A 13,843-nucleotide genomic window follows, 5' to 3' on the forward strand; every position below is an offset into this window, starting at 1 on the left:
CACCCCCACAACACCGTCAAAAGGAAATTCGCCATATGGCCATGGGTCACTTTGCATTCGCCAACAACACCAACCGTTTCCTCGCTGTGGAGCCGCTGGCCGAGCAGCCGTTTGCGGTGAGCGGTGTGCCCTACGATGGTGTGGTGACCAACCGTCCGGGCGCGCGTTTTGGCCCCCAGGCCATTCGTGCGGCTTCGCTGATGCTGTGTGACGGCATTCACCCGGTGTTCAACGTGTCGCCCAATGAGCACCTGGGTGATGCGCTCGACATGCGCCTGCCCAACGCCTCGCCTTTGGCCGAGGTGCGCAGCCACATCGAGCGGCAAGCGGCCGAACTGATGGCGAAGCACCATTGTGTGTTCATTGGCGGCGACCACTCGATCACGCTCTCGCTGCTGCGCGCCGCCCATGCGGCCTATGGTGGCGGCCAGCCTTTGGCCTGCCTGCACTTTGACGCCCACTGCGACACCTGGACCGATCATTTCGGCGAACCCTCGGGTCACGGCACCTGGACCTACGAGGCTCTGAAAGAAGGCCTGATCAGCCCGGCGCACACGGTGCAGATCGGCATCCGTTCCAGCGGCGAGCGCGAAGCGCGGGAATACGTGGCCGATCAGGGTGGCGAGATTTTCACGGCGCGGGCGTTGCGCGGCCGGGATGGCAGCGGTCTGAAGCCGGCCATCGATGCGATTCGAAGCCGCATGGGCAACCGCCCGGTTTACCTCACGCTGGACATCGATTGCCTTGACCCCGCCTTTGCACCGGGTACCGGCACACCCGAGCCCGGTGGCCTGACCAGCTCGCAAGTGATGACTTTTCTGGAGGAACTGGCCGATCTGAATTTCATTGGCATGGACTGTGTGGAAGTGGCGCCGGCTTACGACCACGCCGAACTCACGAGCAATGCCGCTTCGGCTTTTGTCTGGACCTACCTCAGCGGGCAGGTGGCCAAGCGGGCAGGGAAACTGCCTGTCAAGCCCGGCAATGCGCTGAGCGGAGTGGCGAGGGCGCTGGCCAAAAGCCTTGGCCGCAAGGCGCCGTGAGGGTTTGATCAGTTGACCGAAAGCAATTCCATGGCCGCCTCATTGATCCGTTCCGATACCCAGCTCAACCAGAAGAGCTACTACGAAGCCACCGTGCTCCGCTGCCCGGCAGATGAGCCCTTGCATGGCGCGGTTGACGCGGATGTGGTGATCGTGGGGGCCGGGTTGGCGGGTCTGAGTGCGGCGCTGGAGATGGCCCGGCGGGGCCTGAAAGTGGTCGTGCTGGAGGCCGACCGCATTGGCGGCGGGGCGAGTGGGCGCAACGGCGGTCAGGTGATCGTGGGTTACGCCAGCGGTCAGGCGCTGTTTGAGGAACAGCTGGGTGCCGACGATGCGCAGCGCGCCTGGGACATGTCGGTCGAGGCCGTGGATCTGGTGGAGCGGCGTGTCGAGCAATACGGCATCGATTGCGACTGGGTGCGCGGTTACACCTACGTGGCCGAGACCCGGAAGAAGGCCCGGGCCCTGCGCGAAGAGGCCGACGACCATGAGCGGCGGGGTGTTCCCTGCGAATGGGCGGAGGGCAATGATGCGGTGCAGGGCCTGGTGAAGAGCCCTCGCTATGTGGCCGCGTTTCACGAAAAGCGATCAGGCCATTTGCACCCGCTGAAGTACGCGCTTGGACTGGCGCAGGCCGCGCAGGAGGCCGGCGTGAAGATCTATGAGCGCACGCCGGTGACCGCCTTTCAGCGCGGCTCGCAGCTGCGGGCCATTACGGGGCAAGGCGTGGTGACGGCGCGGTTTGGTCTGTTGGCGGGCAACTGCATGTTGCCGGAATATGGCCCGATGGTGGCCCCGGAAATCGCCCCGCGCATCATGCCCGTGGGCACCTACATCATCGGCACCGCGCCCATCGAGCAGGCTTTGAGCGATCGCCTGATTGCGCACAACGCGGCGGTGTGCGACAACAACTTCGTGCTCGATTACTACCGCTTCAGCGCAGAGCGGCGCATGCTGTTTGGCGGGCGGGTGAGCTACACCACCCACACGCCGGGCAACCTGAAAGAGGTGATGGCCAAGCGCATGGGCGAGGTGTTTCCCGAGCTGGTGGGTACGCCGGTGGACTATGTGTGGGGTGGGTTTGTTGACATCAGCATGAACCGCGCCCCCGATTTTGGCCGGCTGGGCGACAACCTGTATTACCTGCAGGGCTTCAGCGGCCACGGTGTGGCCCTGACCGGACTGGCTGGCCAACTGGTGGCCGATGCGGTGGTCGGGCAGGCGGAGCGCTTTGACGTGTTCACCCGCCTGAAGCACCGCGAGTTTCCCGGCGGCGCCATGCTGCGCACCCCCAGCCTTGCGCTGGGCATGTTGTGGCACCGGATGAAAGACGCGCTGGGCTAGGCGCCTGCTCTTACTGCTGCTGAGGCTACCGGGGCGCTGTTCAGCGCAGGAAGTTGCCTTCACTCACGCTTTCCAGGCGGGATACGCTCATGGTTCTGATCTTGCGTTCGAAGGTGATGGTGGCGTCGGCGATTTCTTCCATGCGGGGCAAGCGGCCCATCTGGACCTGGTGGGTTTCGTGCAGTTTCACGGTGGCTGTCATCCAGGGAAATCCGGAGCGTTCGACGCTCACGATTTCGCGCTCGGTGTTGATGCGTGCGTTGGCGAGCATGAGGGCTGCGCCGGCCCGCTTTTCATACTCGCACATCATGTCTTTGCCGCCGTCCACCTGCCATTCGCCTGTCGCATGGCCTGCACGGATGTGGACTTTGAGATCGTATGTGTAGTCGTCACAGGCCCTGTCTTTCCCGCGCATGACGGCCTCGTCGTGCTGGTTCAACCAATGGGCGATGTTCCGTTCGCTGAACATGAAGTAGCTGTGCGCGTAAAAGGCACCGGCCAAAATGGCCAGCCATGCGATTTTTCTCATGGATCCTCGTTCCCTGTTGTCGTGCCCGCCGTGGGGCGGTTGATTCTAGGGGCGAGCGCGGACGGCAGATTGTGTCGGTACGGCCTCAGTTCAGCGGCGTTTTCGCCAGCCGCTTTGCGTTGGCCATGGCGGTGCGGTGCACTGGCGCCAGGCCTTTGTTGATCACACCCATGCCCGCTTGCTGCATCTGGGTTGCCATGGCGCCCGGGGTGGCGCCGCCGCCCAGCCAGGGGTAGCACAGCGAGCGCCATGCGGTGGTGGCCAGGGTCTGACTGGCCAACAGGGTTTGCGCGCTCATGGCCAGCCACGACTCGGTGAATGCCTGCTCTTTTTCATCGACCATGCGCTGGAATTCGACGCGGTCACGTTCAGAAGGCATGGGCCCGGCCAGCACCATGCGGGTCATCCGGTGGGTGACCACTTGCGAGGCGGCTGTGGCCAGTTCGCTGGACTTTTTGCTCAGTGCCTGGTGGTTGGTGTGACGGGGCGAGGCCATGTTGATTTCCTTTCGTCGCGGGCTTGTGGCCAGCGGTTGACCCGGGACGGATGCAAACGATCAATCAACGGATGATCTCAAATTAGCATGGTTTCATGATGCGTGCCTAGCGCGCTCCAAAATTTGGAGCGTAGTTGTGTGGTTTCACATGGCTTTGATGCGTTGCTGCACCGCAACAAAACTGGCGCAGATGCGGGCGCTATCTGGCCGGTTTTTCAGGCCGTTTCGGCGCGATGCAGGCGTTGATCGATTGCGCCACAGTCTGCGCGATCATCGGACCGCAGCGCTGGATGGCGCTGAGGGGGGCATAGCCGTAGCCGATCACCAATCCCTGCAGGTCGCTGCGCGCCATGCAGTAGCTCGACAGGGGGCGCACGGTAAGGCCTTGGCGCGCCAGGGTTTGGGCAATGGCTTTGTCGTCTGCGTTGGTGGGCAGGCGCAGACACAGGTGCAGGCCTTGCTCGGCGCCACTGATGCGCGGCGGCAGGTCGGGAGCGCTCAACAAAGGCCTGAGCGCTTCGAGCAGGCATTGGCGTCGTTCGGCGTAGTTTTGCCGGGCGCGCCGCAGGGCGCTGCTGAAGTGGCCCATTTCAATGAACTCGGCCAGGGCCGCCTGCATCGGCATCTGGCCGGGGCGATTGAGGTCATAGTGGGCCTGTTTGAAGGCCGTGGCCAGTGGCTTGGGCACCACGAGGTAACCCAGCTTGATGCCGGGGTAGAGCACCTTGGAGAAGGTGCCCATGTAGAGCACGCGCCCGTCGGTATCGAGTCCCTCCAGGCTGGAGATGGGCGGGCCGCTGAAGCGGTATTCGCTGTCGTAGTCGTCTTCCAGAATCCAGGCGCGGTGCTGGCGCGCGGTGAGCAAGAGCTGCTGGCGCCGGGGCAGTGACATCACGGCGCCGGTGGGGTATTGGTGGGAAGGGGTGACGTAGATCAGGCGCGGTGGTTTGTCTGGTCGCGCGGCGTCGGGGTTGATGCCTTCGTCGTCCACGGCCACCGGCTCGATGGCCAGACCCGTGGCCATGAAGGCCTTGACCGCACCCCAGTAGGCCGGGTCTTCGACCCACACGGTGTCGCCGTGGTCGGCCAGCATGCGCGCGCAGAGTTCGAGCGATTGCTGGGTGCCGGTGGTGACGATGACCTGATCGGCATCGAGCTGCACGCTGCGCGAGACCCGCAGGTAGTCGGTAATGGCGCGGCGCAGCGGTGCGTAGCCTCCCGAGTTGTTGTAGTCGAGCATGTCCGGGTAGGTCATGCGCCAGTGCTTGTTTTGCAGGCGTTGCCACAGCCCGATCGGAAAGGCACTGAAATCGGCGATGCCCGGCGTGAACGGCTGCACCTCGAGCTCGGTGGCGCAAAACGTGGTGGACAAGGCTTTTCCGCGGGTCGACAGTTCGCCTGCGAGGCCTGGGTTCGCGCCGCGCCACCGGGCTTCGGTTGCCCGGCCAGAGTGCACGCGCGGCACGTTGTCGTTGACAAAGGTGCCACTGCCAATGCGGCTGACCAGATAGCCTTCCACGCTGAGCTGGTTGATTGCGGCCACGACGGTGTTGCGCGACAGGTTGAGGTCTTGCGCCAGATCGCGGCTGGAAGGCAGCCGCTCACCTGCGGGCAACTTGCCTTCCAGCAGCGCGCGGCGCAGGCTCTCGTAGAGCTGCCGGTGCAGGGGCAGGGCATCCTGATCGCCCAGGCGGGCCATTTCGGCAAGCAAGAATTCAGACAGCATAGGCTCTAAGGGGTCGGCGGCGGGTTGCCTTTTAAGCCCACCGCGGAACCGGCTCTGCCGGGCCGCCAGTGGGGTCCCCTCGGGGGGAAAACGCGAAGCGGCGCAGGGGGGCCTCCGAATTGGCACCATAAACTGGCTTCAACTGGCGCTGATTGTGATCCAATTGCACCGCCACAATCAAGCTACAAGACTGGAGACCCGATGAACAAGCTGCCGCCCTGTCTGGTTTGGCTGCCCGCCGATCACCGCCTTTTGGGTGACCAAGGCCACCAGATGCCCTTTTTGATGCTGGGTGACAAATACGCTCGCGCCGTCAAGGTGGGTGCGAAAGCGCAGCCGCTGCTGTTTCCGCTGGCCGATATCGGGTCGATCGACGAACTGTTGTCACTGGTGGATGGGGTCATGCTCACGGGCTCGCCTTCCAACGTGCACCCCTCCCATTTCAACGAAGAGGTGGCCGACCCCAGCCTGCCACTCGATCCGGTGCGCGACGAACTGACCTTCGCGCTGGCGAAGGCTTGCGTGCAGCAGGGTGTGCCCTTGCTGGGCGTGTGCCGCGGTTTCCAGGAAATCAACGTGGCCATGGGCGGTTCCTTGCACCAGCAGGTGCAAAACGAGCCCGGCCTCATGGACCACCGTGAGTCCAAGAGCGCGCCGCTCGAAGAGCAATACGCGCCCAGCCACGCCATCATTCCGGTGGCGGGCAGCGCCTTGCAGGCCTGGGCCGGAGGCGCGGCCGAGGTGCGGGTCAACTCCCTCCATGGCCAGGGCATCAAGCGCCTGGCGCCGGGCCTTGAGGCCATGGCACACGCACCCGACGGCGTGGTCGAGGCTTTTGCTGTGAAAGGGGCTGCCGCGTTCGCTTTTGCGGTCCAGTTTCATCCAGAATGGCGATGCTGGGAAAACCCGTTTTACGCCGCCATTTTTGAGGCGTTTGGCGAAGCCTGCCGGGCGCGGCGCAGCGTGCGTTTGCAGGCCGCCGATGGACCCTCTGGAGCACCAGCCTGAAACGACACCACTTGCCAGCCTTTCCCCGAAGTTTTCCTGTTTTTCCGACCCACACAATCACAACTCAGCGAAGGAATTGCCTATGACGACCCCACCCAAAAAGATGAGCTTCAACGATCTGGAGACCTGGCTCAACGAGCGCCGCGTCACCGAAATCGAGTGTCTGGTGCCCGACTTGACCGGTGTGGCGCGCGGCAAGATCCTGCCTCGCGAGAAGTTCACGGAAGACCGGGGCATGCGTTTGCCACAGGGTATTGTGTGCATGGGTGTGACGGGGGAGTTCCCTGTGAGCGGCCCCTACTACGATGTGGTCGACCCGACCGACAAAGACATGCAGTTGCGCCCCGTGCCCGAATCGGTGCGTCTGGTGCCATGGGCCACCGACCCCACCGCCCAGGTGATCCACGATTGTTTTGACCACGAAGGCAAGCTGGTGCCGTTTGCACCACGCAGCGTGTTGCGCCATGTGTGCGACCTGTACGAAGCCGAAGGCTGGGACCCGGTGGTCGCGCCCGAACTGGAGTTCTACCTGACGGCCCGCAACACCGATCCCAACACACCACTGAAGTCGCCCATCGGCCGCAGTGGCCGCGCCGAGACCTCGCGCCAGGCGTATTCGATCGATGCGGTGAACGAGTTCGATCCGCTGTTCGAGGACATCTACGCTTATTGCGAGCAGATGGAGCTCAACGTCGATACGCTGATCCACGAAGTGGGTGCGGGCCAGATGGAAATCAACTTCTTCCACGCCCACCCGCTGGGTCTGGCCGACGAGGTGTTTTTCTTCAAGCGCACGGTGCGCGAAGCGGCGATGCGCCACGACATGTATGCCACGTTCATGGCCAAGCCCATCGCGGGTGAGCCGGGCAGCGCGATGCACATCCACCAGAGCATTGTGGACAAGAAAACCGGCAAGAACATCTTCAGCAACGAAGATGGAACAGAGACCGACGCGTTCTACCACTACATCGGCGGCCTGCAGCGTTACATCCCGTCGGCGATGGTGCTGGTGGCGCCCTACGTGAACAGCTACCGCCGCCTGTCGCGCAATTCCGCCGCACCCATCAACATCGAATGGGGCAAGGACAACCGCACCGTGGGCATCCGCTCGCCGATCGCGTCGGCACAGGCCCGCCGTGTCGAGAACCGCGTGATCGGTGCCGACGCCAACCCCTACATCGCCATGGCCATGACCCTGGCTTGCGGCTACCTGGGCATGAAGAACAAGCTCAAGCCCAAGGCCGAGATGAAGGGCGACGCTTACCTGGCGCCTTACTCGCTGCCCCGCAGCCTGGGCGAAGCGCTGGACTGGCTCAAGCGCGAGCCCGAGCTGCACGAGATCCTGGGCAAAGAGTTTGTGACGATCTACTCCGAGATCAAGGAACTGGAATACGACGAGTTCATGAAGGTGATCTCGCCCTGGGAGCGTGAGCACCTGCTATTACACGTGTAACCCCCCGCGCCGCCTGCGGCGTCACCCCCAGGGGGCAACATCCGCAGCCCGGCAAAGCCGGTTCTGCGATGTTCTTGGTTTTGCTCCCCGTTTTTGTAGAGAGGTCTTTTGATGAGCAATTCTTCCTTGATCGCACCGCCCGCTTTGGTCCAGCGGGATCAGAAGCACGACACCGCTGCGGTGCAGACGCTGGACAGCGCGCACTTCATCCACCCGTTCACCGACCACGCGGACCTGGCCGCTCAGGGTGCCAAGGTGATCGTGAAGGCGGACAACATCCATGTCTTCGATTCCGAAGGCCACAAGATGCTGGACGCCATGAGCGGCCTGTGGTGCGTCAACGCAGGTTATGCGCGCAAGGAGCTGGCCGACGCGGCGTACCAGCAGATGATGACGCTGCCGTTCTACAACAACTTCTTCAACACCACCAACGTGCCTGCGGTGAGGCTGGCGGCCAAGCTGGCCTCGCTGGCGCCGGAAGTGGACGGCCGCAGCTTCAGGCACGTGTTCTATTCCAGCAGTGGCTCCGAGAGCAACGACACCAATGTGCGCATGGTGCGGCGCTACTGGGACCTGCTGGGCCAGCCCCAGCGCAAGGTCATCATCGGCCGCCTGAACGGCTACCACGGCTCGACCATGGCAGGCGCTTCGCTCGGCGGCATGAGCGGCATGCACGCCCAGGGCGACCTGCCGATTCCCGACATCCAGCACATCGAGCAGCCCTATTTCGCTGAAAAGGCCCGGGCAGGCGAGAGCGCCGCCGAATTCGGTGTGCGCGCCGCACGCTGGCTCGAAGACAAGATTCTGGCGGTGGGCCCGGACCGCGTGGCCGCGTTCATCGGCGAGCCGGTGCAGGGCGCGGGCGGCGTGATCATCCCGCCCGATACCTACTGGCCCGAGATCCAGCGCATCGTCGACAAATACGGCATCTTGCTGATCTCCGACGAAGTGATTTGCGCCTTCGGTCGTCTGGGCCACTGGTTTGCTTACGAGAAATTTGGCTACAAACCCGACCTGATCACCTTTGCCAAAGGCGTGACCAGCGGCTATGTGCCGCTGGGCGGCGTGATGGTGGGCGACCGCGTGGCCAAGGTGTTGATCGAGCAGGGCGGTGAGTTCAACCACGGCTACACCTATTCGGGCCATCCGGTGGCCTGCGCGGTGGCGCTGGCCAACATCGAGCTGATGGAGCGTGAGGGTCTGGTGGAGCGCGTCAGGAACGACACCGGGCCTTACCTGGCCGAGCGTTTTGAGGAGCTCCAGGCGCACCCGCTGGTGGGCGCGGCCGACACCTGCGGGTTTGTCGGCGGCATCACGCTGGTGAAAAACAAGGCCACCATGGCCGCCTTCGACGCCGACGTTGGCGTGGGCATGATCTGCCGCGGCCATTGCTTCAAGAACGGCTTGATCATGCGTGCCGTGGGCGACCGCATGATCATCGCCCCGCCTCTTGTCATGACCCGCGCGCAGGTCGATGAACTCATGGGGTTGATCAAACTCTGCCTCGACGCAACGCTGGACGAGTTGCGCAGCGCCGGAAAGCTGGCCTGAGGCGAATCTTTTGTTACAGTCTTTTCTACCCCAAATAGGGGATCATCTTGGTCCGTAAATTGCTTATTCGCTCGGCCGGCCTGGCTGTCTGCGCAACCGTTTCCAACCTTGGGTTTAATCCCGCCTTTCTGGAGTACACCTCACCATGAAGAAACAAGTTCTGGCCCTGGCCATCTCGGCAATTCTGCTGGCCGCCTGCGGGAAAAAAGAAGAGCCGGTTGCCGCGCCTGCCGAATCCGCAGCGCCTGCTGTTGCCGCAACCGCTGAGGCTGCCAAGCCTGCCGGCCCGATGCTGGATGACGAAAAGTTGCTGAACATCTACAACTGGGCCGACTACATCCCCGAAGGCATGCTGGCCAAGTTCGAGGAAGAGACCGGCGTCAAGGTCAACTACAACACCTTTGAAACCAACGAAGCGCTGCACGCCAAGCTGGTGGCCGGCAACTCAGGCTACGACATCGTGGTGCCTTCCGCCGGCTTTGCCAAGAAGCAGATCGATGGCGGGCTGTTCCAGGCCATCGACAAGAGCAAGCTGTCCAACTACGGCAACCTGAACGCGGGTTTCATGAGCAAGGTTGCCAGCGTGGACCCGGAAAACAAGCACCTGGTGCCTTGGGCCTGGGGCTTCACCACCGTGGGCATCAACAAGCAAAAAGTTGAGAAGGCTTTGGGCGGTATGCCCATGCCCGAAAACGCCTGGGACCTGGTATTTGATCCCAAGTACTCCAGCAAGCTGAAAGCCTGCGGTATCACCTACCTGGATTCCCCGAGCGAGATCATGCCTGTGGTGCTGCACTACATCGGCAAGCCGGCCTACAGCGAAGACCCGGCTGATTTCAAGGCTGCTGGCGAGATGCTGAGCAAGGTGCGCCCCGACATTCGCATGTTCTCCAGCACCATGATCGACGACATCGCGGGTGGCAAGGCTTGTGCCTTTATCGGCTGGTCGGGAGACATCAATATCGCGGCCGATCGCCTGAAAGAAACCGGTGGCAAAGACGAGATCGTGCCCCTGCTGCCCACCACGGGTGGATTGGTGTTCATCGACACCATGGCCATTCCGACCGATGCCAAGCATGTGAACAATGCCCACGCCTTCATCGACTGGTATTTGCGCGGTGAAAACAGTGCTTCCATGGCCAACGAGATGAACTACCCCACGGCCAACACCGCGGGCATGGACGCCATCAAGCCCGAGATCAGAGACAACAAGACCATCTTCCTGGCCCAGGAAGATCTGGACCGCCTGATTCCCCCTGGTGGCTATTCCAACGAGATCTCAAGCACGCTCAACGACACCTACAACGCGTTCAAGCGCGGCAAGTGATTCGCAGCGACGCACTGCGGCAATTCAAAAGGGCTGTTCTTCCTCTGGGTTGAGCAGCCCTTTTTTGTGAGAAGCATGGCGAACAGAAGAGACATCCAACAAAGAGAGGCCTGAACATGACTGACACGGCTGGGTACCTGGTGACCGAAAAACTGGTCAAGAGATTTGATGAGGCGGTGGCGGTGGACGAGGTCTCGCTGTCCATTGGCAAGGGCGAAATTTTTGCACTGCTGGGCAGTTCGGGCTGTGGCAAGTCCACCCTGTTGCGCATGTTGGCGGGGTTTGAAAAGCCCACCTCGGGACGCATCTTGCTGGGCGGGCAGGACGTGGCCGGAATGCCGCCTTACGAGCGGCCGGTGAACATGATGTTCCAGTCGTATGCCCTGTTTCCCCACCTGAGCATCTGGGAGAACGTGGCCTTCGGTCTCAAGCGCGAGGGTCTGCCCGGCGCCGAGGTGAAGCGCCGTACCGACGAGATGCTGGGCCTGGTGCAGCTCACACCCTACGCCAAACGCAAGCCCCACCAGCTCTCTGGCGGGCAACAACAGCGCGTGGCCCTGGCGCGCAGCCTGGCCAAGAAGCCGAAGCTGCTGTTGCTTGACGAACCGCTGGGCGCGCTGGACAAGAAACTGCGTGAGCAAACGCAGTTTGAACTGGTCAACATCATCGAGCAGGTGGGGGTGACCGTGGTGATGGTGACGCACGACCAGGAAGAGGCCATGACCATGGCCAGCCGCATTGCGATCATGAGCAAGGGGCGGGTGTTGCAGGTCGGTACTCCCGAAGAGATTTACGAGCACCCGCGCAACAAGTTCGTGGCCGATTTCATCGGCAACGTGAACCTGTTCCCGGGCAAGCTCAGCGTGGACGAAGCGGACCGTTGCGCGGTCACCACCGCGATAGGCGAGATTCAGGTTGGCCACGGTGTGAGCGGCACGTTGAACATGCCGGTCTCGCTGGCGGTGCGTCCCGAGAAGGTCGCGATCAGCAAGAAGCGGCCCGAGAACGTGACCAGCAACCTGTTCAAGGCGCGCGTCAAGGAAATCGGCTATCTCGGCTCATACAACAACTACATCCTGGAAGCCGCGGATGGTTCCAAGGTGCGCACCACCGAGGCCAACAGTTCCCGCTACGACCTGGAGGAGATCACCTGGGAAGACGAGGTGTACTTCTGGTGGAACGATGAAGCCGGGGTGGTGCTGAGTGATTGACTGGCTTCCCCCGCGCCGCTTCGCGTCACCCCCCAGGGGGCAACGCTGGCGGCCCGGCAAAGCCGGTTCCGCGGCGTTCCGGGTTGAACGCACACGACTCGATAGGTTGCAAGTTTCTGGAGATTTTTGATGGCACTTTCATCGCTCCCCATACCCGGCAAACGCTTTGTGATTGGCGTGCCGTACACATGGCTGTTTGTCTTTTTCCTGTTGCCCTTCCTGATCCTGACCTACATCAGCTTTGTGGACATGGGCTCAGACATCAGCCCCTTCAAACCGATCTGGGATCCGGTGTCGGGGGTGCTGCACATCAAGTATGAAAACTACCTTTCCATCTTCCGTACCGAAGAGGGCGCGCCGTGGTTCCAGACGCTTTACGTGGAGGCCTACGTACGCTCGATCTGGTATGCCCTGGTCACGGCTGTCCTGTGCCTGCTGATTGGCTACCCGTTTTCCTATTTCATCGCGCGCTCGGCGCCCAGCGTGCGTCCGGCTTTGCTTCTGATGGTGATGCTGCCTTTCTGGACTTCGTTTCTGCTGCGCGTTTACGCCTGGAAAGGATTGCTCGCAGAGCAGGGTGTGATCAACCGCGCCATGATGGCGGTGGGCATCATCGACGAGCCTATTCGGATGCTCTACACCGACATCTCCATGCTGGTGGGCATGACCTACGTGTACCTGCCCTTCATGGTTTTGCCGCTTTACGCGACCCTGGTGAAAATGGATTTCCGCTTGCTGGAAGCCGCCTACGACTTGGGTACCACGCCTTTCAAGGCCTTCTGGCTGGTGACCGTGCCGCTTTCCAAGGCCGGCGTTATCGCGGGCTTCATGCTGGTGTTCATTCCCTGCGTGGGCGAGTTCGTGATCCCCTCGCTGCTGGGTGGGCCTGAGAACCTGATGATTGGCCGCGTGGTGTGGGACGAGATGTTCACCGCCAACGACTGGCCCAAAGCCACCGCACTGGCCGTGACCATGATCGCGCTGATCATCGTGCCACTGGCGATCTATTACCACTATGCCGCCGAAGAGAAATAACCCCCCCGCGCCGGCTTTGCTGTCACGCCCCAGGGGGCGGCGCTGGTGGTCTGGAGAAGCCAGTCCCGCGGCACCCTGGCGTTTTGCCCACCCCGCGCCGGGCTTCACTTCGTGGCCCGTCACCCCTCAAGGGACAACATCTGCGGCCCGGCAAAGCCGGTTCCGCGATGTTCGCGGTTTGCCCTCCTCGCTCTCAAAGCTGTGTGGTTTGAAGGATTTTTGACATGAAACAACTGCTCGAAAAACACTTTGGCAAGTTCTGGTTGGCGCTGGTGTACGGATTTTTGTACATCCCGTTGTTCTTCATGATCGTGTTCGGCTTCAACAGCACCCGGCAAGACGCCAAGTTCACCGGCTTTTCGCTGCGCTGGTACGAAGCCCTGATGCGCGACAACCGCATCGTTGATGGCTTCTTCGTGTCGCTCAAAGTGGCTGCGGTGACCGGGGTTCTGTCTGCGATTCTGGCCACCTTCGCAGCCTTTGTTCTGGTGCGCTACCGGCGCTTTCTGGGGCGCACGGTTTTCTCGGGCATGGTCAACGCGCCGCTGGTGATGCCCGAGGTGATCATCGGCTTGTCGCTGCTGCTGCTGGCGGTGGGATCACAGAACGCTTTTGGCTGGCCCGATCGCGGTCTGCTCACCATCATTGCGGGCCACACCCTGCTGGGCATGGCCTATGGCATGGTGGTGATCCAGTCGCGCCTGCTGGAGATGGACCGCAGCATTGAAGAGGCCGCAATGGACCTGGGCGCCCGGCCGCACCAGGTGTTTTTCCTCATCACCCTGCCCAACATCTTTCAGGCGATTCTGGCGGCTTTCCTGCTCGCATTCACCCTGTCGTTCGACGATGTGGTGATCGCCGAATTTTTGTCAGGCCCCGGTGTGAATACGCTGCCGCAGGTGATCTTCGGTTACGCCCGGCGCGGTATCAACCCCACCATCTACGCGGCGGCCACGCTGCTCATATTGACCGTCACGCTGGTGATCGTCAGTTACGCCATCTGGGTGGCCCGTGCCACGCGCAAACGTGAGCGTGAGATCCAGGCCGCGACGCGGGCGGAGATGGCGGCGCTGTCGACGCCATAACGCGCTGAAAATCCATCCGTTTAGACCGTGAAACG

General features: G+C 62.2%; 12 protein-coding genes. 9 read left to right on the forward strand and 3 right to left on the reverse strand.

Features of this window, described 5'->3' with window-relative positions; genetic code table 11:
* Positions 1–35 precede the first annotated feature (35 nt).
* Together speB and LPB072_RS00400 are read left to right on the forward strand one after the other, a co-directional pair.
* The gene (speB, locus tag LPB072_RS00395) at positions 36–1,043 is read left to right on the forward strand and encodes an agmatinase (protein ID WP_082877191.1); all 1,008 of its coding nucleotides are present in this window, start codon (positions 36–38) and stop codon (positions 1,041–1,043) included.
* 30 nt (positions 1,044–1,073) lie between these two features.
* Positions 1,074–2,387, forward strand: a complete 1,314-nt coding sequence (locus tag LPB072_RS00400; protein ID WP_066097031.1) for an NAD(P)/FAD-dependent oxidoreductase — start codon at positions 1,074–1,076, stop codon at positions 2,385–2,387.
* A 40-nt stretch (positions 2,388–2,427) separates the two neighbouring features.
* Here the strand turns inward: LPB072_RS00400 and LPB072_RS00405 are convergent, their stop codons facing one another.
* From LPB072_RS00405 to pdxR, 3 genes are all read right to left on the reverse strand, one after another.
* Positions 2,428–2,916 (reverse strand): hypothetical protein, encoded by a 489-nt coding sequence (locus LPB072_RS00405; RefSeq protein ID WP_066096861.1) that lies wholly within the window; start codon positions 2,914–2,916, stop codon positions 2,428–2,430.
* Between the two features lie 85 nt (positions 2,917–3,001).
* Positions 3,002–3,412 (reverse strand): polyhydroxyalkanoate granule-associated phasin, encoded by a 411-nt coding sequence (locus LPB072_RS00410; protein ID WP_066096863.1) that lies wholly within the window; start codon positions 3,410–3,412, stop codon positions 3,002–3,004.
* 199 nt (positions 3,413–3,611) lie between these two features.
* Positions 3,612–5,138, reverse strand: a complete 1,527-nt coding sequence (gene pdxR / locus LPB072_RS00415; protein ID WP_066096866.1) for a MocR-like pyridoxine biosynthesis transcription factor PdxR — start codon at positions 5,136–5,138, stop codon at positions 3,612–3,614.
* A 201-nt stretch (positions 5,139–5,339) separates the two neighbouring features.
* Between pdxR and LPB072_RS00420 the strand changes: the two genes are divergently transcribed.
* From LPB072_RS00420 to LPB072_RS00450, 7 genes are all read left to right on the forward strand, one after another.
* Entirely contained in the window at positions 5,340–6,146 is an 807-nt protein-coding gene (locus LPB072_RS00420; protein WP_066096869.1) for a gamma-glutamyl-gamma-aminobutyrate hydrolase family protein, read from the forward strand.
* An 82-nt stretch (positions 6,147–6,228) separates the two neighbouring features.
* A complete protein-coding gene (locus LPB072_RS00425) occupies positions 6,229–7,599 on the forward strand; it encodes a glutamine synthetase family protein (RefSeq protein WP_066096871.1) in 1,371 nt (456 codons plus the stop codon).
* Between the two features lie 111 nt (positions 7,600–7,710).
* Complete coding sequence (locus LPB072_RS00430; RefSeq protein ID WP_066096873.1) at positions 7,711–9,150, forward strand: aspartate aminotransferase family protein; 1,440 nt, start codon at positions 7,711–7,713, stop codon at positions 9,148–9,150.
* A gap of 145 nt (positions 9,151–9,295) precedes the next feature.
* Positions 9,296–10,477, forward strand: coding sequence for an extracellular solute-binding protein (locus LPB072_RS00435; protein WP_066096876.1), 1,182 nt, complete (start codon positions 9,296–9,298; stop codon positions 10,475–10,477).
* A gap of 116 nt (positions 10,478–10,593) precedes the next feature.
* Positions 10,594–11,688 carry an ABC transporter ATP-binding protein gene (locus LPB072_RS00440; protein ID WP_066096879.1) on the forward strand — a complete coding sequence of 365 codons (1,095 nt, stop codon included), beginning with the start codon at positions 10,594–10,596 and terminating at the stop codon, positions 11,686–11,688.
* Positions 11,689–11,817: 129 nt separating this feature from the next.
* Positions 11,818–12,723, forward strand: coding sequence for an ABC transporter permease (locus tag LPB072_RS00445; protein WP_066096882.1), 906 nt, complete (start codon positions 11,818–11,820; stop codon positions 12,721–12,723).
* 224 nt (positions 12,724–12,947) lie between these two features.
* Complete coding sequence (locus tag LPB072_RS00450; protein ID WP_066096886.1) at positions 12,948–13,808, forward strand: ABC transporter permease; 861 nt, start codon at positions 12,948–12,950, stop codon at positions 13,806–13,808.
* Positions 13,809–13,843: the final 35 nt, after the last annotated feature.

Origin of the sequence: Hydrogenophaga crassostreae (assembly GCF_001761385.1) — a bacterium.
GTDB lineage: Bacteria > Pseudomonadota > Gammaproteobacteria > Burkholderiales > Burkholderiaceae_C > Hydrogenophaga > Hydrogenophaga crassostreae.